We start from the raw sequence: 16,662 nt of genomic DNA, 5'->3' as shown, positions 1-16,662 counted from the left end.
CCTTATCGGAAGTCGCTGGCTGACCCGGAGATCGCGGGCAGTTGGCGGGAAATCTTGAACAGTTCGACCAGCACATTGGCAAAGCCGCGCGCATCATCAATGGCGTTATGGGTGTGGGCGATATGGCCGTAAAACTCGGCGGGCAATTTGCTCATGCCCCAATCGAGATAGGGCGCGCCGCGCAGGGTGCCAGCCATGGTGTAAAGACACACACCGCCGCCCCTGAAAATCTGCCGTGTCTTGAACGGGCCGCTTAAAACCCGCGTGCCGGCAAAAACATCCAGATAATGGTCCATCCACAGACCATCAAACATCATCGGCGCGGCGGCGAAAACCTTGGGGCCGGGCAGGCTATCGACCCAATCGGCAAAGCGCGGCATGACGATTTCCGGCGCCTCGGCATTTACGGTCGCCACCTTCCATGCCTCAGGCTGGGTTTGCCACCAAGCCATGGTGGTCGGGTCGGTGCCGCGATCGGCGCGTGGCTGTAATTGCGCTTCAAATTCACCATGGCGCGTGCCATCGGCTTCAATCGCCACCGAGGCGAAACTCAGCATCGAGTGATGCAGGGGCGTTGGGCCATTGCTTTCAATATCGGTGACAATGAAAATCGGACTGACCAATTGCGCATAGAGCGCTCTGCCGGCTGGCAAAATTTCCACCAGTTTGAAGGTCTCGCAGACAATCTCCATATCGGGGGTGAAACCGCCATTGCGGGCGAAATAGGCCTCATGGCCAGCGCGCCATTGTGCATAGTCGCCTTCCCCTTCAAGATCGGAAAACGCGGCGGTGATGGCGGCGAACGGCTTGATCTGGACCGAGTGGGTTTCGATGCGGGCCGCAGCTTCCCCGCGCCCGTTGAGCACGACATCGCGCCGTCCCACGACCGGCATCGGCTCGCCGTCGGCGCCAAAATCGCGCAGAGCGCCACAGGTCGCGGTTTTTTTGCCCGCTAATACCAGTGCGAGCAGCGAATCGGCCAGTGCCGGGCTGTCCCCGAAGCTGAACGTTACGCCGCCATCAATGGAGGGGGTCTGGCTCATCAGCTGCTCAGTCCGCCAAACAGAGTTGGCAGGTCAAGCGGGCGGAAGCCGTAATGATCGAGCCAGCGCTTGTCGGCGTCAAAGAAGGCGCGCAGATCCGGCATGCCATATTTGAGCATGGCGATGCGATCGATCCCCATACCCCAGGCAAAGCCCTGATAGATTTCGGGATCGAGGCCGACCATGGTGAGGACATTGGGGTGCACCATGCCGCAGCCGAGAATTTCGAGCCAATCGCTGCCCTGCCCGATCCTGATCTCGTTGCCCGAGCGGTCGCACTGCACGTCAACTTCCATTGACGGTTCGGTGAAGGGGAAAAAACTGGGGCGGAAGCGCAAGGTGACGTCGGGAATTTCGAAATAGGCCTTCAGAAACTCTTCGAGCACGAAACGCAGCTGGCCGATATGGCTGGACTTGTCGATCACCAGCCCCTCGATCTGATGGAACATCGGGGTGTGGGTCTGGTCGCTGTCATTGCGATAGGTGCGACCGGGAATGACGACGCGAATGGGCGGGTCCATCGGCGGAGTCATATATTTGGCTGCCGGTTTTTCATTGGCTTTCTGCATGACGCGGATCTGCACCGGCGAGGTATGGGTGCGCAGCACTTTCTTGACCCCGTCGGGGCCGGGCTTCATGAAAAATGTGTCGTGCATTTCCCGGGCCGGATGGCCTTCGGGGAAATTGAGCGCGGTGAAATTGTAATAGTCGGTTTCGATATCGGGGCCTTCGGCAATGGAAAAACCCATGTCGGAAAAAATCGCGGTGATTTCATCGAGCGTCTGGCTGACCGGATGAATGCGGCCCCGCGCGGTCGGCGCCGGCGGTAGCGGCAGGGTGATATCGACGGTTTCGGCGGCAAGACGCGCTTCGAGCGCCCTGGACCTGATCTCGACAAGGCGTTGTTCAATGAGGCCGGCGATTTCTCCCTTGAGCCCGTTAATTGCCGGTCCGGCGGTCTTGCGCTCTTCGGGGTCCATTTTGCCAAGGCCCGCCAGCAGCGCTGATACACTGCCCTTTTTTCCCAGACCCGCCACGCGCACTGCATCAAGGCTGGTCTCATCGCTGCTATCGGCAATGGCCTCTGTCAGTTCGGTGCGCAAACTGTTTATTTGTTGGTCTAGGGACATGGCTGGTTTCTCTTAAGAGCGGTGGGCAGACTGCTTGTACAAAACAAAACGCCCTGCGCCAGCCCCCAAGGGCGGCACAAGGCGCAAAATTTGCCTCAGCGATGCTGAAGATCAGGCGGCGTTGACGCGCGAGTGGGTCGTTTTTTCGACCCCTTCGAGATATGCCAATGCTGCCTTGGCCTTTTCGACCAATACGCCGAACGCTTCGGGCTGCGTGATCGCGAGATCGGACAACACCTTGCGGTCAACGGCAATCTCAGCCTTGCTGAGGCCGTCGATAAATCGACCGTATGTCAGGCCATGATCGCGCACGGCGGCGTTGATACGCTGGATCCACAGGGCGCGGAAGTTGCGCTTTTTGACGCGACGGTCGCGGTAAGCATATTGGCCAGCCTTTTCGACGGCCTGCTTGGCGATACGGATGGTTGACTTGCGGCGGCCATAATAGCCCTCCGCAGCTTTCAAAACTTTTTTGTGGCGGGCGTGGTTGGTAACGCCTCTTTTAACGCGTGACATGTGTCAGCTTCCTTTCAGCGTTCTTAGCGGTTGTAGGGCATGTACCATTTGACCAGATTCTCATCGCCCTTTTGCAGGATCTTGGTCCCACGATTGGTGCGGATGTACTTGGCATTGTGGTTGATCAAACGGTGACGCTTGCCTGCGACACCGGCTTTGACGCGGCCAGTCGCTGTGAAACTGAAACGCTTTTTGGCGCCAGACTTGGTCTTCATCTTGGGCATTTTGCGGGTCCTTGGTGTTATTAGATAGGTTTGGGCCTATCGCATTCATAGATCGCCACGGCATGCCTTTTGGCCGGGCGATCCGGAGAAGTTGGGTCTATAGGACCAATATGCGATTAAGGCAAGTCGGCTGGCCGCATTTTCAGGCTCGCCAGCGACAGGGCCGATGGGTTTTCTAGCTGATCGCGGTTTTGGCGCCCGGCGAATTGAGCGACAATGGCATCGAGCAGGGTGGCCTGCGCCTCCGTCTGGCCGATGGCGGCATTGGTCTGCTCGACCAATGCGGCATTGTTCTGGGTCATGATATCCATTTGCGCCATGGACTGGGCAATCTCGGCCACTGAGGCCGCCTGACGCTGGCACGCCCCCGAAATTGCCAGCATCTGCTCGCTGTTCTGGCCGGTGGCGCCGACAATCGCCGTCAATTTGTCGGCGGCCTCGGATACAAGGCGCGCCCCACCCCGGACCTCATCGCCCGATTGCTCGATCAGGCCCTTGATTTCCTTTGATGCCCCGGCGGCGGACTGGGCCAGTCGCCGCACTTCCTGGGCGACGACGGCGAAGCCATTGCCCGCCTCGCCCGCCCGCGCCGCCTCCACCGAGGCATTGAGCGCCAATAAATTGGTCTGGAAGGCGACATCATCGATCATGGCAATGATGGTGGCAATGCGGCCCACCGAGTTGGTGATCCGGTCCATGGCGTCTGTCGCCGCCGTCATCGCCGCCTCGCCGGCGCGCGCCACGCCCAGCGACTCCTGCATGGCCAAGGCCGCCCCGTCGGCAAGATTGGCATTATCGCTGATCGAACCATCAAGGCCTGTAATGGCCGCTGCCGTTGCCTCGATCGCGGTGGCCTGGAGATTGGTGCGCTCGGATAGATCGTTGGACCCACTCAGGATTTCGCCGGTGGCAACCTTGAGGGCGTGTGCAGAGTCCTCAAGGCGGGTCATTGTATCGGACAGAATTTCGGCCAACGCATTGGTATTGTCCTTGAGAATGGCAAAGGCGCCGGCATAGTCACCCTGCACCCGGCCACCGAGATCGGCATTGGCCAACCCCGCCAGTACCGTGCCGGTTTCCTCAAGACCCTTGGAGACCGTGTCGAGCAATCCATTAACGGATCGCGCGACGCCATTTAGATCTGGGGCGCCATAATCGCGGTCCAACCGGCCGGTGAAATCACCAACGGCAGCGGCAGCAAGGAGAAATTCGATATCTTCCTGCAACTCGTCGCGCACGGCCTGGCGGACAGCGGCCTCTTCGGCTTCTTCAATGCGCAGGCGCTGGCTTTCCATCAGGGTTCGCCCATTGGCACCAAAAACTGCTATGGCGCGCGCGATGCGGCCCAGTTCATGTTGCTGTTCGGCTCCGGTCAAGGTCACGTCCAAATCGCCGTCGGCCATCTGTTCCATGATTTCGGACATCTGCCGGATCGTTCGGGACAGCCAGCGTGCTGCAAGCAGGGCAATGGCAATAGCGATGGACAAGGTCAGAATGCCAAAACCGATGACTATGGCATGAATGCTGATCGCCTGGGTCTGACTATCCTTGTCCAGCGCTGCCTGGATACCAAAGACCGCCACCACCAACACTATGGCTGGCAGGACCGTCAGGGCGCCGAACACTGTATAAATGCGCCCCGAGATTGACAGGCGTGACAAATTCATCGGCATTACTCAACTCTATTCAGTCTTTTGCGTATAAATACGGGACAAGGGTTAAGGACCGACAAATTGCATTGTCATCGACTTGTTCCCTGGGATTTTCGGGCGGATCGCCACATCCAGACGCCCGGCACGGCACCGGGATGGTCATGGTCGCCAAACAGGGGGTGAAACTCTTTTTGCCAAGGTGCCGTTGTTTCAACCGAGCTTTAGAAAACTCGCAACCCATCAAACCCAAAGGAACATGACCATGAAAATCCTCAAAATTATCGCCGTCTCCGCGACGCTTCTTGCCGGTGCATCAGCCGCCTATGCCAGCCCCTTCAACGCCATGGGCGGGGTCGAAGGTCTCGACATGCTGAGTGATGCGACCTATGCAACCGTTTTGACCACTTCGGCAGGTGATGTGCCGTTCCTGCGTTCGCAGACCGACACACAGGCCCTGCAGCAGCGCATTTCCAACAATCCTTATCTGGCACAAACCGTGCAGGATCAGGGCTATAAGATCACCGACGTTGTCGGCCTTGATGCCAGCGGCTCAAGCATTACCCTTTACGTGCTTTAAGCGGCATGTCGGCTTCTCCCGATCGGGCGGTCCCTAACGGGGCTGCCCGTTTTTTTGAGCATCGGCTCGAGATGATCTTCGAACAATTGGCCTGTTTCGGGGGCGAATGTACGTTCGGCGGCCAGCGAAATCTCCAGAAACCTGATTATTCCACCGGGGCCATCGGTGTTTGCCAATGGATAATAGTTGGTACCAAGCCGCTCCAGCAGCGTCAGTTTCGAAGCGATCATGCCGGCCTTGGCCTTGTCGCTATTACTCATTGATCCGGCGCGCTTGATATACTCATGCAGCGGCGTGCCCAGATGATAGCTATGAGATGCGGTGCGGTAGAGCCTGGAGCAAAAATTCCAGGTCGGTCATGTTGCTCATGTCCAGATCATAGCGGCCATCAGCAACCCGCTGGTCCCAGACGAGCATGGAATCCATCGAAATACTGACCCATTTGTGGGTGCCCGGGGACAATGGCTGGTCCTTGCCCCGCGCCACAAAACGCAAATGGGCGAATTTTTCGTCCATGACATCGAGGGCAGTGGTGACAATCGGGTGATCGGCCAGCGCCGTTACTGCCAGCGCCAGTTTTTGTGGCTTGAGCCGGTCGTCGGCATCGAGAATAGCGGCATAGGGTGTGGTAATCGCATCGAGCGCCACATTGCGCGCCGCTGATGCACCACCGCCAATCCGCCCGCTCTGCATGAATTTGATCCGCTTGTCAGCAATGTCCTGGGCTTTCAGCACCGGGGCATAGTCGAGACCGTCATCGGCAATGATCACCAGTTCCCAATCGGGGCAGGTCTGGGCGATAACGCTTTTGACGCTGTAGCCGATTGTGTCGTGCGCCTTATAGGCGGGCATGATGATCGAGACGGTTGCACTCATGATATTTCTCCCCCGCGCAGGCGCTCTTGAAGCATTCTCATCACTGCCCCATATCAGTTGGGAACGCCAGATGCTGAACTAATCGGGTCTGGGTGTTGACGTTGCTTGGTTCAAGGACGCTTTGATGTCGCGCATTTCTGTATTTTCAGCCCCGTTTCTGCTCGGCTTCGACAGTTTCGAAGAGCGCGTGGATCGTATGGCCAAATCGGCCGAGGGCTATCCGCCCTATAATATCGAACGATCAATGACGCCCGAGGGCGTTGAGCGGTTTCTGGTGTCGATTGCCGTGGCTGGTTTTGCTCTTAACGAACTCGAAGTGATTGCGGAGGACAATCAGATATTGGTCCGCGGTCGGCAAAAGGACGACCCAGGCCGGGAGTTTCTGCACCGCGGCATTGCCGCCCGACAGTTCCAGCGCAGTTTCCTGCTGGCGGAAGGCATGGTGGTCAAGGATGCAACTTTAGGCCATGGTATGCTCGTTGTTACTCTTGAGAGGCCGCCTGTCGAAAAGATCGCCCGTCATATCGAAATTCGATCAGTTTAGAGAAAGGGCCGAAAAATGTACGAAAAGCGTAGTGAACAGCCCGAATCCATCGACCCCAATCATCCGCTCAAGATGCTGACGGCTGCCGAATTCGCCGCTTTGGGTGGCAATGCAGTGGCGTATGTGCGGGCCATCAGCGGCCACGAACTGGATTTTTTGATACAGGACGCAGACTTTGACGCCAACGAGCCTTTATCAGCTGGTGATGTCAGCCGATGGTACGCCATTGCTGGTTACAGACACCGAAGACGCGGTGGCGGAGTGGCTTGACGACAAGAATCTTGGCCTGGTGCTGGTGCACTAGGCGATAGCGCGGATCCAGCCGACACAAGCCGGTCCCCAGGGATCGGCTTTTTTTGACCGCAATTACTCGATCAGGCGGCAAAATGCGTGGTGATCGGGGCGGTGAGCAGTTCGAACAGGCGTTCGGGATCATCGCTGCGACGCAAATCGGCCACCAGCGCCTCGGTCCGCAGCAGGCGGGCGACGCGTGACAGTGCCTTGAGGTGATCGGCGCCCGACCCGGCCGGCGCCAAGAGCATCATGACCAGATCAACTGCCTGATCGTCGACCGAATCAAAATCGAGCGGCGGCACCAGGCGGGCAAAGACGGCGGTGACGCCATTAAGACCCACCAATTTGCCGTGTGGCACCGCCACACCGTCGCCCAGCCCGGTTGAACCCAGCGCCTCGCGATCCAGCAAAGTGTCAAGAATTTTGTCTCGATCATGCCCGCAAGTCTGCGCCGCTTGGTCGGCAAGGTGTTCAAATAACTGGTGTTTTGAATTGAGATCGGTACAAATAAGTACCGATCCCTTTGCCAGAATATCGGCCAGTTCCATTAATCTACCCTAGAATAATATCATTAGGTTATTTGGATTGACCGCGCGCTAATTCACCCCCAGCGCCGGATCGATCCAACCAATATTGCCATCGGAGCGGCGGTAGACCACATTCAGTCCACCATGTCCAGCGTGGCGAAATACCACAACGCCCGATTGGCTCAGGTCGAGTTCCATTACCGCCTCACCAACACTGAGCGAGCGCAGGTTCTTGGTGGTTTCGGCGATGACGGGGGCGTAATCCTCATCGAGTTCATCATCGTCATCACTGACGCCCAGCACTGTATATTGAGCCATGAGCCCTTCGCCCTTGGCACCCTTGCCATGGGACTTGAGCCTTGCGCTTGTAGCGGCGCAGGCGTTTTTCGATATTGAGAGTCATCACGTCATAGGCTGCAGTCGCATCGTTCCCCTGGGCGCTCGATTGCAGCATGGCCCCCGAATCGAGATGCACGATACAGTCGGCTCTAAAGCCACCGCCATCCGGGGTCAGGGTGAGATGTCCATCATATCCGCCATCAAAATATTTGGCGACGATGGCATCGAAGTTTTCTTCCGCCTTGGAGCGGAGCGCTTCACCAACGTCCATGTTTTTGCCTGAAACACGTAAGGTCATGGATCCCTCTTTTCGTTTAGTGCGTCGATATGGTTGCGACGATTATCTGGATATGGTCACGAACCACCCTGGATGCTAGCCCCAAGCCCGGCTTTGAGGCAATGAGCAACTATCCGTGCGGCGGCAAATGTCAGGGTGACATTGACGCCGAACGGGCTTAGGCTTCGCCTCGCGATTTCAGGGGTGGTCTTGCCCTATTCGCGCAGGTCGGCGCGCTTTAGCCCATGGCTGCCATCGGGCAGGACCAGATGCGGTGGCTGGTGCCCATCCATGAAGGCGCGGATGTTGACGATTACCGCTTCACCCATCTCGATTCGCGCTTCCAGCGTTGCCGACGCCATATGCGCGGTCAGCACGACCTTGTTGGCCTCGGCCAGTGCCAGAAGCCGCGGATTTATGCCGTTGCGATTCTCAAAAACATCGAGCGCCGCCCCACTCAGATGCCCGCTTTCAATGCCGGCCACCAGTGCGGCTTCATCCACCAGTTCAGGCCGGGACACATTGACCACGAAACTACCCTGCTTCATCCGCTCCAGCCGGTTCGCATCAAGGATGCGGAAGGTTTCGCGGGTGCGTGGGGTGTGCAGGCTGACAATATCGACGGCCTCGATCATGGCGTCGAGATCGGGCCAATAGACCGCCTCGAGCGGCTCTTCAACGGCGGGCGGACGGCGATTACGCGAATAATAATGAATCTTGAGACCGAAGGCCTTGGCGCGCTGGGCGACGGCGGTGCCGATGCGGCCCATGCCGACAATGCCAAGCGTCTTGCCGCGCAGGCGGTGGCCAAGCATCCAGGTCGGCGACCAACCGGCCCAGGCGCGTTCGCGCACCAGCAGTTGGGTGCCCTCGATCAATCGTCTGGGCAGGGCCAGCATCAATACCATTGCCATGTCGGCGGTATCTTCGGTCAAAACGCTGGGCGTGTTGGTCACCGACAATCCCGCCGCCAGCGCGGCGTCAATATCGATATTGTCAACGCCATTGCCGAACTGGGCAATCATGCGCACCGATGCGGGCAGGCGCGCAATCAATCTTGTGTCGATGATGTCGGTAATCGAGGATACAAGCACGTCCTTGTCGGCCAGCCCGGCCACCAGATCATCGGCATGCAGGGGCAGGTCGGCCTCGTTGACGTCGGTTTCAAACAGCGTGCCCATGCGGGCCTCGATGACCTCGGGCAGGCGGCGTGTCACCAGAATTCGAGGCTTTCGCGTGTTCATCAATATCGTAATTTCCGCACCGGTTTGGACCGTTCCAAGGCGCGGGAGAGCGGCGCCTCTGGGCAAAAACGACAGTCAAACTGCCATTTTCAAGGACCATTAAGGATCATCGTGTAGTGATAGGTCAATTCCACGACCTCTGCAAAGCCATGTTTGATTCCATGCTTCCCAAGCCATTGCTCGTTCCCCTTCGTCTGCTCGCCGCCTGGCGCGTGGGGTTGATTTGGGTTCTGGTGCTTGTCGGCACCAGCCTGCCGGTGATGGCCCAAGACAATCCCAGTGGCCTGCCGCTGCCCCGATTCGCCAGCACCCGCTCGGACCCGATCAATGTGCGGGTCGGTCCGGGCACCAAATATGATGTGGCATGGATCTATCTCAAGGCCGGCATCCCTATTGAAATCATTGCTGAATTTGATACCTGGCGCAAAGTACGCGACGTGGACGGGCAAACCGGCTGGATCCATCAGAATCTGTTGTCGGGCAACCGCGCGGCCTATGTGAAAGCGGGGGGCGCCAGCGGCGAGGTGCCGATGTTGTCATCAGCGGCGCCGGATGCCAGCCCGCGCGCCAATCTGCAGGATGGGCTGCGCGTGCAGCTCAATGAATGTGACGGCGATTATTGCCAGGTCACCGCGAGCCTATCAGCCCGAGCGCGGTCGCAGCCAAACCTACACCGGCTATGTTGAGCAGGGCGAACTCTGGGGCGCTTATCCCGACGAGACGTTCGACTAGCCCGAATGTGCTGGTCAATTATTGATGCTAGCCGCGCGCCGCCGCAATGGTGCGTGCCACCACCGCCGAATCGGTCACGGTAAGCTCATATTCGCGTTCCAGATTATCGCCGCCCATGCCGACATGAGGATTGGCAAACTCCATCGGGCTCTTGCGCGTCTTGAGCGCGGCGAAATGCATTTCGACCACACCGGTACCGGCGCGCACCGCCGCAATATTGTCAGCATCAAGTTCGCCGCAGGCCATGATCGCCAGCCGCCCGTCGGCCCGTGCCACACAATCCTTCAAGATATCGAGGCCTTCAATGGCGGTATCGCGTTGCCCGCTGGTGAGTACGCGATCAACCCCGCACCGGACCAGCGCTTCGATGGCCGCGGCATAGTCGCGGGTCATGTCGAAGGCGCGATGGCAGGTGACACTCATCGGTCCGGCGGCCTCGACCAGGGCTTTGGTACGCTCTTCGTCAATCTCGCCAGTGGCGGTGAGACAACCAATGACGACGCCCGGCACCTCAAGTTCGCGCAGGGCGGTCACATCGGCGAGCATGGCGGCAAACTCGACCTCGGAATATAAAAAATCGCCGCCGCGCGGCCGCACAATGACATGGAAGGGAATGGTGGCGAGCCGCAAGGCCTCGTGCACCACGCCAAAGCTGGGGGTCAGTCCACCTTCAATCAGGCTGGCGCACAGTTCCACCCGGTCGGCGCCGCCTTGCTGGGCGGCGATCAGCCCGTCTGTCCCCTCAACGCAAATTTCTATGGTCAGCGTATTGGCTGTCATCTCGTGCTCCCCCAAATCAGCGGCGAGTAGACATTGGGCCGGTTGGGGAGGCAAGCCCCATAGCAGGCAAACTACCTATTGTGTGGCGCGATATGGGGTGAACTGCGCATTTGCGTGGCAAGCAGAGTGCAAGCTATGCCCGCCATTGTGCTGGCATTGTAACAGATCCGGCTGGAGCCTTTATGCTGCATTGTCGCGCTTTCCTGTCCGACTGTCGGGCTGCATCGGCAGTGGAATTCGCCATTCTGGCCCCGGTTTTCATGCTGATGCTGACCGGCATGCTGGCTTACAGCATCTATTTTGGAGCGGCGCATTCGGTGCAGCAGATTGCCGCCGATGCCGCCCGCACCTCAATTGCCGGGCTCAATGCGCGCGAACGCGATGCGCTGGTTGGGGCCTACATCAACAATAATGCCGCCGACTATTTGCTGATCGAGCGCGCGCGACTGACCTATTCAATCGGGGACAAGGCCAGCGACCCCAACCAATATCAGGTCAATGTCGAATATGACGCCAGTGCGCTGCCGATCTGGAATCTTTATCCGCCGCTGCCGCTGCCCAGCAAAACCATCAGCTTTTCATCCTCGATCCGCCGGGGCGGGCTGTGAAACAGTTTTGGCGCTTTGGCCCGGCGGATGACGGGAACATGGCCATCCTGTTTGCTGTGGCACTGTCGATTTCGGCGGTGGTATCGGCTTTTGCCGTCGATGCGGCCAGCCTTTACAATGAGCGGCGGGTCATGCAGTCCAATGTCGACCTTGCAGCCCTTGCCGCCGCGCGTGATCCAGACAATGCGCTAAAAATTGCCGGTGACACGCTGGCCGAAGCAGGGTTGATCGCCGCGAACACGACTGCACCCGGCGTGCGGCTGCATGTCGATGTTGGGCATTATGAACCTGACCCTGACCGGACACCCGAACGGCGCTTTGTGGTTGGACAGACCCCGGTCAATGCCGTGCGCATTCACCTTGAGCGACCCGGCGAGCCTGTTTTTTGCCAAATCATGGAGCCCGACACCGGTGCTGGCTGTGTCAGCTACTGCCCGCATCACGCCGCAGGTGAGCCTTTTCCATCGGCTCGCGGTTGGCGCGTTTGCAGGGGGGCTGGTCAATGGGGTTCTCAATGCCCTGCTGGGCACAAATGTATCGCTCAGCCTGGTCGACTATAACAGCCTGCTGGACGTCAAAATTGACAGTTTTGCGTTTCTGGACGCACTGGCGCAGCGACTGCACATCGTTGCGGGCACCTATGATGATGTATTGGCCGCCGAGGCCGATCAGGGCGATATCGCTGCGGCCCTGGCGGCCATATTGGATGGCAACGCGCAATTGGTGGCGCACAAGCTCGCCAACAGTGTGAGTGGCGGCGGCCCGGTTGCCTTGGCCAGCCTGTTTGATCTAGGTGATCTGGGGCGGCTCGATCTCAAGTCCGGCGGACAAAACCTGTTTACCAGCGTATCCGCCTTGCAGATGCTGGTAGCCAGCGCCGGGCTGAGTGACGGGGACCATCAGATCGACCTTGATCTGGCGGCCAATGTGCCCGGACTAGCAGGGATTTCGCTCAAGCTGGCGGTGGGTGAGCCGCCTCAAGGAGGAGGCTGGTTTGCCATTGGGCCGCAAGGCACGGTGGTGCGGACCGCCCAGGTGCGACTGGCCCCGACCGCGCATCTGCTGGGCGGCGGTATTTTGGGCAATGCCGGGGTCACGCTGCCGCTCTATCTTGAACTGGCCCATGCCGAAGCCGTGGTCAGTAAGGCCACCTGCCCGACAACAGCCAGTCCGCGTGGCACCGCCACCATCGCCGCCCGCCCCGGCGTGGCGCGCCTGATTCTCGGCGAGGTCGATGCCAATAGCTTTGGCGCTTTTGCCAGCAAACCCAGGATCGGGGATGCGCAACTGATCAATGCCCTGCTGCTCAAGGTCACGGGCAGCGCCATGGTCGAGATTGCGCAGACACGTCCCCAGTCACTTGATTTTTCCGCCGCCGATATCGAGGCGGGGCGCGTCAAAAGCGTGCACACCCAAACCATTGTTTCCTCGCTGATCGGCTCGCTCCTCGGCGATCTCAAACTCAATGTGCGCACGCTCGGCCTCGGGCTGGCATCGCCCGCGCTCATCACCCAGGCGATCAAGGGGCTGGTGCGACCGCTCGCCCCGACGCTCGACCTCACCATCGAAACGCTGCTCAAAACCCTCGGGCTTAGCCTCGGCGAGGCCGATGTGCAGGTCTATGGGGTCAAATGTATCGAGCCGGTTCTGGTCGGCTAGCCCCGTAATTTTGTCGTTGGTCGCGCTGTTTGACGCGGCGGGAATTTTTGATGCTTGACATTCCGATATAGTGTGTTAGTTATCCAGCACACTATGCAGGTAATTCACATGGACGACTTTCATACTGGCCAGCCGATCTTCATGCAGATCCGACAACGCCTGATCGAGATGATCCTGCGCGGTTCGGTCGGGGAGGGTGATCCCCTGCCCTCGGTGCGCCAGATCGCCGCCGACATGGCGGTCAATCCATTAACAGTGACCAAGGCCTTTGAGGCGCTGGTCGATCTTGATGTTGTCGAAAAACGGCGGGGACTTGGCATGTATGTCAAAACTGGCGCGCGACCGGCCCTTTTGGCCCATGAGCGCGAAAAATTCCTGAGTGAAGACTGGCCGCGCATTGCCGCCCAGATCAAGGCACTCGAACTCGACCTATCCATATTACTGGCCAAGACGCGGCCGGCCACGCCCAGGGGGGACAAATCCAATGACTGAAGCTGAAGCCGCACTGGCCCCAATCGTTACGGCGCGTGGCCTGCGCAAGAAATTTGGCAGCAAGGAAATCCTGCATGGGCTGGATTTCGACATTCCTGCCGGGCGTATCTATGGGCTGATCGGCCATAATGGCGCGGGCAAGACCACCACGCTCAACGCCATTCTGGGGCTGACCAATTGCCAGGGCACCATACGGGTGCTGGGCGAAGACCCGTTTGCCCGCCGGGCTAATCTGATGGAAAATGTCGCTTTCATTTCCGATGTCGCCAGCCTGCCGCGCTTTTTGCGGGTGCGCGAATTGTTTGCCCTCCTGTCCAATATTCATCCCAATTTTTCGCAGGACAAAGCCCATAGCTTTCTTGAGGGCACCGACATTCGCCCCGAAGCCAAGATCAAGCAATTGTCCAAGGGCATGATGGCGCAATTGCATCTGGCCGTGGTCATGGCGATCGATGCCAAACTGCTGGTGCTGGACGAGCCGACGCTGGGGCTGGATATCACCTATCGCAAGCGGTTTTACCGCCGCCTGCTCGAAGATTATATGACCGAGGAGCGCACCCTGCTCATCACCACTCATCAGGTTGATGAGATCGAATTCATGCTCTCCGACATCATGTTCATTCGCGATGGCGATTTGATCCTGCACATGCAGATGGAAACCGTGAACGACAAATTCGCCCAATTGGTGGTTGGTGACGAGCAAAGCGCCGAGGCGGCGCGGACGCTCAAGCCGGTCTATGAGGAAACGCGGTTTGGCCAGACGGTGATGATTTTTGACGGGGCGGACCGTGAAACACTCGCGAGCCTCGGCAAGGTCTCGACGCCGACCATGTCGGATCTGTTTGTCGCCTTGATGCAACGGCCAACCGCCAATCCGGAGACCGCGAAATGAGGGCCTTTATCGCACTTGTTCGTCGTGAGCAGATCGAGCATCGCGGTGCGTTTCTGATCGCGCCGCTGGGCTTGGTCGCCATTCTGTTCGGCGCCACCATTCTGGCCTTTACCGTGGGGCGTGTCGATGCGCGCTTTTCGGGCGCGATGATGACGCTGGCACCATTGCGGGTGTTTGCGCTGGGCTTTTTGGGCATCGGCTTTGCCTGGGTGCTCTATCTGATCGCGACGCTGTTCTTTTATTGCGCCGACGGCTTTGCCGCCGACCGGCGCAACAATGCCATGCTGTTCTGGAAATCGATGCCGGTGTCGGATTTGCGCATCCTTCTTGCCAAACTGGTCGCGACGCTCACCATTTTTCCGGCGACGATCTATGTCGTATCATTGTTGAGCAGCGCCCTGTTGATGGCGGTTGCGGTGATCACCTCCAATATCAGCACCGGCAACGGCATGGCGCTGTTCGGCAATATTGTCGATATCTATCTGCAAGTCGCCGGCTCGACCCTTCTGGCGCTGGTTCTGGGGCTATTATGGTATGTCCCCTACATGGCGTTGGTCGGGGCAATGGCAACAGTTGTTGGACGTTGGGCCATACCCTTGTCGCTGTTACTGCCATCCCTTCTGGCGCTGCTCGAGTGGGTGACGCTGGGCGGCTTGAGCCCGATTCATACCCGTGTCTGGAACTATCTGGCCTACCGTAGCGATTTCAAGCTTGCCGATGGCTATCTCGAAAGCTGGTTTCACGCCGAGGGCACATTCAGCCTGAGTGAATTTGCCAGCGACCTGATTGCCCGCATTGACTGGGTCCAGATGGGAATCGGATGGCTGTTTGCGGTTGGGGTGATCTATCTGGCCAGCGAATATCGTCGCCGCTACAACGACAATTAAGGCGCTGCGGCGGGCGCTTGAACAGAACCTGCCGCTCTAGACCTTGACCGGGTGTTCGGCCCGGTCAAGGTTGCCGAAAATACGGATATAGCGATCGATTTCGCTCGGATCGCCGGTCGCCTTGGCCGGATTGTCCGACAGTTTGACCGCCGGGCGGCCATTGGCCTTGCTCACCTTGATGACGATGGAAATCGGGTCAAGGCCGGGATTGTGGTCGGGGGCGCAGCCTTCAAAATCATTGGTCAGATTGGTGCCCCAGCCAAAGGCCATGCGTACCTTGCCATCAAAATGCAAATAGGCCGCCTCGATCATGTCGACATCGAGCCCGTCTGAAAAGATCAGCAATTTTTCGCGCGGGTCGCGGCCGTGCTGCCTCCACCACTCAATGATCCGCTCCCCGCCGGCAATGGCGGGGGCGCTGTCGGGGCGGAAACCGGTCCAATCGGCCACCCAGTCGGGCGCGTCGCGCAAAAAGGCGGCGGTGCCGAATGCATCGGGCAAAACGATCTTGAGATTGCCGCCATAATAGCTCTCCCAATCCTGCAACACCTGATAAGGCGCGGCCTTGAGCGAGGATTCGGTGGTGGCGAGCGCTGCCAGAACCATGGGCAGTTCGTGGGCGTTGGTGCCCAACGCCTCCAGATCATTATCCATGGCCAGCTTTACGTTGGAGGTGCCGGTGAAATTTTCCCCGATCCCTTCCTTGAGGGCCTCCACGCACCAGCGCTGCCACAGGAACGAATGCCGCCGCCGCGTGCCGAAATCGGAAATTTTCAGGTCTGGCAGCTTTTGTAACCGCTCGACCTTTTCCCACATCTTGGCCTTGGCGCGGGCATAGAGCACATCGAGCGTAAACGGCCCATAACGCTTCATGGCAGCGCGTGAGCGCAGTTCATTGATGATGGCAAGCGCGGGAATTTCCCACATCGAGGTTTCCATCCACAGCCCGTAAAATTCCAGTTCAAACTGGCCATCGCGCTTTTCCAGCCGATATTCGGGCAGGCGGAAATTTTCCAGCCAGTTCAAAAAACCGGGCTCAAAGATCTGCTTGGAGCCGTAAAAACTGTTACCGGCCAGCCAGATCATTTCCTTTTTTGAAAAGCGCAGGCCGCGTGCATAATCGAGTTGGGCACGCAATTGGTCGATATCGATCTCATCTGCAAGACGCACCCTTTTGGTGCGATTGATCAGGGAAAATGTCGCCTCGACCTTGGGATAAAGTCCCCAGATCATCTGCAGCATCAATATCTTGTAGAAATCGGTATCGAGCAGGCTTCGTATGATCGGATCAAGCTTCCAGGTGTGGTTGTGCACCCGTCGCGCTATATCGGTCTTCGGCATTGGTCCCGCCCAGGCTCTTGCAAATTCA

Annotated in this window: 23 protein-coding genes; 10 read left to right on the top strand and 13 right to left on the bottom strand. The window is 58.6% G+C overall.

The features are described 5' to 3' along the window. Nucleotides 1-2: 2 nt before the first annotated feature. The 5 genes from PSQ19_RS19505 to PSQ19_RS15140 all read right to left on the bottom strand — a co-directional run bounded on the left by PSQ19_RS19505 (nucleotide 3) and on the right by PSQ19_RS15140 (nucleotide 4,580). Nucleotides 3-1,043, bottom strand: coding sequence for an ASCH domain-containing protein (locus PSQ19_RS19505; protein ID WP_328517671.1), 1,041 nt, complete (start codon nucleotides 1,041-1,043; stop codon nucleotides 3-5). Next, nucleotides 1,043-2,173 carry a phenylalanine--tRNA ligase subunit alpha gene (pheS, locus tag PSQ19_RS15155; protein WP_282218416.1) on the bottom strand — a complete coding sequence of 377 codons (1,131 nt, stop codon included), beginning with the start codon at nucleotides 2,171-2,173 and terminating at the stop codon, nucleotides 1,043-1,045. The genes PSQ19_RS19505 and pheS overlap by 1 nt, the downstream gene beginning before the upstream one ends. A gap of 111 nt (nucleotides 2,174-2,284) precedes the next feature. Further along, nucleotides 2,285-2,689: a 50S ribosomal protein L20 gene (gene rplT, locus PSQ19_RS15150; RefSeq protein ID WP_282212642.1), complete on the bottom strand. Its 405-nt coding sequence runs from the start codon at nucleotides 2,687-2,689 to the stop codon at nucleotides 2,285-2,287. A gap of 23 nt (nucleotides 2,690-2,712) precedes the next feature. Continuing rightward, a complete protein-coding gene (rpmI, locus tag PSQ19_RS15145) occupies nucleotides 2,713-2,913 on the bottom strand; it encodes a 50S ribosomal protein L35 (RefSeq protein WP_282212643.1) in 201 nt (66 codons plus the stop codon). Nucleotides 2,914-3,029: 116 nt separating this feature from the next. Continuing rightward, nucleotides 3,030-4,580: a methyl-accepting chemotaxis protein gene (locus PSQ19_RS15140; RefSeq protein ID WP_282218415.1), complete on the bottom strand. Its 1,551-nt coding sequence runs from the start codon at nucleotides 4,578-4,580 to the stop codon at nucleotides 3,030-3,032. A 247-nt stretch (nucleotides 4,581-4,827) separates the two neighbouring features. Here PSQ19_RS15140 and PSQ19_RS15135 point away from each other — a divergent pair, with 247 nt between their 5' ends. After that, on the top strand, nucleotides 4,828-5,142 hold the full coding sequence (locus PSQ19_RS15135) for a hypothetical protein (RefSeq protein ID WP_282218414.1): 315 nt from the start codon (nucleotides 4,828-4,830) through the stop codon (nucleotides 5,140-5,142). On the opposite strand, the gene PSQ19_RS15130 is transcribed toward PSQ19_RS15135, so the two are convergent. Beyond that, a complete protein-coding gene (locus PSQ19_RS15130; protein ID WP_282218413.1) occupies nucleotides 5,139-5,402 on the bottom strand; it encodes a hypothetical protein in 264 nt (87 codons plus the stop codon). The two genes, PSQ19_RS15135 and PSQ19_RS15130, sit on opposite strands and share 4 nt — an antisense overlap. A 49-nt stretch (nucleotides 5,403-5,451) precedes the next feature. After that, a complete protein-coding gene (locus PSQ19_RS15125) occupies nucleotides 5,452-6,018 on the bottom strand; it encodes a glycosyltransferase family 2 protein (protein ID WP_282218412.1) in 567 nt (188 codons plus the stop codon). 124 nt (nucleotides 6,019-6,142) lie between these two features. On the opposite strand from PSQ19_RS15125, the gene PSQ19_RS15120 reads away from it, so the two are divergent. Together PSQ19_RS15120 and PSQ19_RS15115 are read left to right on the top strand one after the other, a co-directional pair. Then, complete coding sequence (locus PSQ19_RS15120) at nucleotides 6,143-6,562, top strand: Hsp20 family protein (protein ID WP_282218411.1); 420 nt, start codon at nucleotides 6,143-6,145, stop codon at nucleotides 6,560-6,562. Between the two features lie 175 nt (nucleotides 6,563-6,737). After that, entirely contained in the window at nucleotides 6,738-6,866 is a 129-nt protein-coding gene (locus tag PSQ19_RS15115) for a DUF1150 family protein (RefSeq protein ID WP_282218410.1), read from the top strand. Nucleotides 6,867-6,936: 70 nt separating this feature from the next. On the opposite strand, the gene PSQ19_RS15110 is transcribed toward PSQ19_RS15115, so the two are convergent. The 4 genes from PSQ19_RS15110 to PSQ19_RS15100 form a co-directional block, all read right to left on the bottom strand. Continuing rightward, entirely contained in the window at nucleotides 6,937-7,404 is a 468-nt protein-coding gene (locus PSQ19_RS15110) for a PTS sugar transporter subunit IIA (RefSeq protein WP_282218409.1), read from the bottom strand. 48 nt (nucleotides 7,405-7,452) lie between these two features. Further along, nucleotides 7,453-7,701: a sigma 54 modulation/S30EA ribosomal C-terminal domain-containing protein gene (locus PSQ19_RS19500; RefSeq protein WP_328517670.1), complete on the bottom strand. Its 249-nt coding sequence runs from the start codon at nucleotides 7,699-7,701 to the stop codon at nucleotides 7,453-7,455. After that, nucleotides 7,670-8,020: a ribosome hibernation-promoting factor, HPF/YfiA family gene (gene hpf, locus PSQ19_RS19495; protein WP_328517669.1), complete on the bottom strand. Its 351-nt coding sequence runs from the start codon at nucleotides 8,018-8,020 to the stop codon at nucleotides 7,670-7,672. Before hpf ends, PSQ19_RS19500 begins: the two co-directional genes overlap by 32 nt. 194 nt (nucleotides 8,021-8,214) lie before the next feature. Continuing rightward, the gene (locus tag PSQ19_RS15100) at nucleotides 8,215-9,246 is read right to left on the bottom strand and encodes a 2-hydroxyacid dehydrogenase (protein ID WP_282218408.1); all 1,032 of its coding nucleotides are present in this window, start codon (nucleotides 9,244-9,246) and stop codon (nucleotides 8,215-8,217) included. Between the two features lie 146 nt (nucleotides 9,247-9,392). Between PSQ19_RS15100 and PSQ19_RS15095 the strand changes: the two genes are divergently transcribed. After that, nucleotides 9,393-9,929 carry an SH3 domain-containing protein gene (locus tag PSQ19_RS15095; RefSeq protein WP_282218407.1) on the top strand — a complete coding sequence of 179 codons (537 nt, stop codon included), beginning with the start codon at nucleotides 9,393-9,395 and terminating at the stop codon, nucleotides 9,927-9,929. Between the two features lie 73 nt (nucleotides 9,930-10,002). Here PSQ19_RS15095 and PSQ19_RS15090 read toward each other — a convergent pair whose 3' ends face one another. After that, nucleotides 10,003-10,755, bottom strand: coding sequence for a copper homeostasis protein CutC (locus tag PSQ19_RS15090; protein ID WP_282218406.1), 753 nt, complete (start codon nucleotides 10,753-10,755; stop codon nucleotides 10,003-10,005). Between the two features lie 182 nt (nucleotides 10,756-10,937). Here PSQ19_RS15090 and PSQ19_RS15085 point away from each other — a divergent pair, with 182 nt between their 5' ends. The 6 genes from PSQ19_RS15085 to PSQ19_RS15060 all read left to right on the top strand — a co-directional run bounded on the left by PSQ19_RS15085 (nucleotide 10,938) and on the right by PSQ19_RS15060 (nucleotide 15,293). Continuing rightward, nucleotides 10,938-11,363, top strand: coding sequence for a TadE/TadG family type IV pilus assembly protein (locus PSQ19_RS15085; protein WP_282218405.1), 426 nt, complete (start codon nucleotides 10,938-10,940; stop codon nucleotides 11,361-11,363). A 38-nt stretch (nucleotides 11,364-11,401) separates the two neighbouring features. Continuing rightward, nucleotides 11,402-11,923: a TadG family pilus assembly protein gene (locus PSQ19_RS15080; RefSeq protein ID WP_282218404.1), complete on the top strand. Its 522-nt coding sequence runs from the start codon at nucleotides 11,402-11,404 to the stop codon at nucleotides 11,921-11,923. Then, nucleotides 11,814-13,022 (top strand): hypothetical protein, encoded by a 1,209-nt coding sequence (locus PSQ19_RS15075; protein WP_282218403.1) that lies wholly within the window; start codon nucleotides 11,814-11,816, stop codon nucleotides 13,020-13,022. Before PSQ19_RS15080 ends, PSQ19_RS15075 begins: the two co-directional genes overlap by 110 nt. Nucleotides 13,023-13,130: 108 nt before the next feature. After that, nucleotides 13,131-13,514, top strand: coding sequence for a GntR family transcriptional regulator (locus PSQ19_RS15070; RefSeq protein WP_282218402.1), 384 nt, complete (start codon nucleotides 13,131-13,133; stop codon nucleotides 13,512-13,514). Next, nucleotides 13,507-14,406, top strand: coding sequence for an ABC transporter ATP-binding protein (locus tag PSQ19_RS15065; RefSeq protein WP_282218401.1), 900 nt, complete (start codon nucleotides 13,507-13,509; stop codon nucleotides 14,404-14,406). Before PSQ19_RS15070 ends, PSQ19_RS15065 begins: the two co-directional genes overlap by 8 nt. Beyond that, nucleotides 14,403-15,293, top strand: a complete 891-nt coding sequence (locus PSQ19_RS15060) for a hypothetical protein (protein ID WP_282218400.1) — start codon at nucleotides 14,403-14,405, stop codon at nucleotides 15,291-15,293. Before PSQ19_RS15065 ends, PSQ19_RS15060 begins: the two co-directional genes overlap by 4 nt. 36 nt (nucleotides 15,294-15,329) lie before the next feature. Here the strand turns inward: PSQ19_RS15060 and pncB are convergent, their stop codons facing one another. Next, a complete protein-coding gene (pncB, locus tag PSQ19_RS15055) occupies nucleotides 15,330-16,634 on the bottom strand; it encodes a nicotinate phosphoribosyltransferase (protein ID WP_282218399.1) in 1,305 nt (434 codons plus the stop codon). Between the last annotated feature and the right edge of the window lie 28 nt (nucleotides 16,635-16,662).

Source organism: Devosia algicola (genome assembly GCF_028816455.1).
GTDB classification, from domain to species: Bacteria; Pseudomonadota; Alphaproteobacteria; order Rhizobiales; family Devosiaceae; genus Devosia; species Devosia algicola.
Note: the sequence above shows the minus strand (reverse complement) of the source record. Positions and strands in the feature narration are given on the sequence as shown.

Excerpts from the sequence above, each read along its gene's own strand:
- PSQ19_RS19505 (WP_328517671.1), bottom strand. The coding sequence starts at position 1,043 with ATGAGCCAGACCCCCTCCATTGATGGCGGCGTAACGTTCAGCTTCGGG.
- pheS (WP_282218416.1), bottom strand. The coding sequence starts at position 2,173 with ATGTCCCTAGACCAACAAATAAACAGTTTGCGCACCGAACTGACAGAG.
- rplT (WP_282212642.1), bottom strand. The coding sequence starts at position 2,689 with ATGTCACGCGTTAAAAGAGGCGTTACCAACCACGCCCGCCACAAAAAA.
- rpmI (WP_282212643.1), bottom strand. The coding sequence starts at position 2,913 with ATGCCCAAGATGAAGACCAAGTCTGGCGCCAAAAAGCGTTTCAGTTTC.
- PSQ19_RS15140 (WP_282218415.1), bottom strand. The coding sequence starts at position 4,580 with ATGAATTTGTCACGCCTGTCAATCTCGGGGCGCATTTATACAGTGTTC.
- PSQ19_RS15135 (WP_282218414.1), top strand. The coding sequence starts at position 4,828 with ATGAAAATCCTCAAAATTATCGCCGTCTCCGCGACGCTTCTTGCCGGT.
- PSQ19_RS15130 (WP_282218413.1), bottom strand. The coding sequence starts at position 5,402 with ATGAGTAATAGCGACAAGGCCAAGGCCGGCATGATCGCTTCGAAACTG.
- PSQ19_RS15125 (WP_282218412.1), bottom strand. The coding sequence starts at position 6,018 with ATGAGTGCAACCGTCTCGATCATCATGCCCGCCTATAAGGCGCACGAC.
- PSQ19_RS15120 (WP_282218411.1), top strand. The coding sequence starts at position 6,143 with ATGTCGCGCATTTCTGTATTTTCAGCCCCGTTTCTGCTCGGCTTCGAC.
- PSQ19_RS15110 (WP_282218409.1), bottom strand. The coding sequence starts at position 7,404 with ATGGAACTGGCCGATATTCTGGCAAAGGGATCGGTACTTATTTGTACC.
- PSQ19_RS19500 (WP_328517670.1), bottom strand. The coding sequence starts at position 7,701 with ATGGCTCAATATACAGTGCTGGGCGTCAGTGATGACGATGATGAACTC.
- hpf (WP_328517669.1), bottom strand. The coding sequence starts at position 8,020 with ATGACCTTACGTGTTTCAGGCAAAAACATGGACGTTGGTGAAGCGCTC.
- PSQ19_RS15095 (WP_282218407.1), top strand. The coding sequence starts at position 9,393 with ATGTTTGATTCCATGCTTCCCAAGCCATTGCTCGTTCCCCTTCGTCTG.
- PSQ19_RS15090 (WP_282218406.1), bottom strand. The coding sequence starts at position 10,755 with ATGACAGCCAATACGCTGACCATAGAAATTTGCGTTGAGGGGACAGAC.
- PSQ19_RS15085 (WP_282218405.1), top strand. The coding sequence starts at position 10,938 with ATGCTGCATTGTCGCGCTTTCCTGTCCGACTGTCGGGCTGCATCGGCA.
- PSQ19_RS15080 (WP_282218404.1), top strand. The coding sequence starts at position 11,402 with ATGGCCATCCTGTTTGCTGTGGCACTGTCGATTTCGGCGGTGGTATCG.
- PSQ19_RS15070 (WP_282218402.1), top strand. The coding sequence starts at position 13,131 with ATGGACGACTTTCATACTGGCCAGCCGATCTTCATGCAGATCCGACAA.
- PSQ19_RS15065 (WP_282218401.1), top strand. The coding sequence starts at position 13,507 with ATGACTGAAGCTGAAGCCGCACTGGCCCCAATCGTTACGGCGCGTGGC.
- PSQ19_RS15060 (WP_282218400.1), top strand. The coding sequence starts at position 14,403 with ATGAGGGCCTTTATCGCACTTGTTCGTCGTGAGCAGATCGAGCATCGC.
- pncB (WP_282218399.1), bottom strand. The coding sequence starts at position 16,634 with ATGCCGAAGACCGATATAGCGCGACGGGTGCACAACCACACCTGGAAG.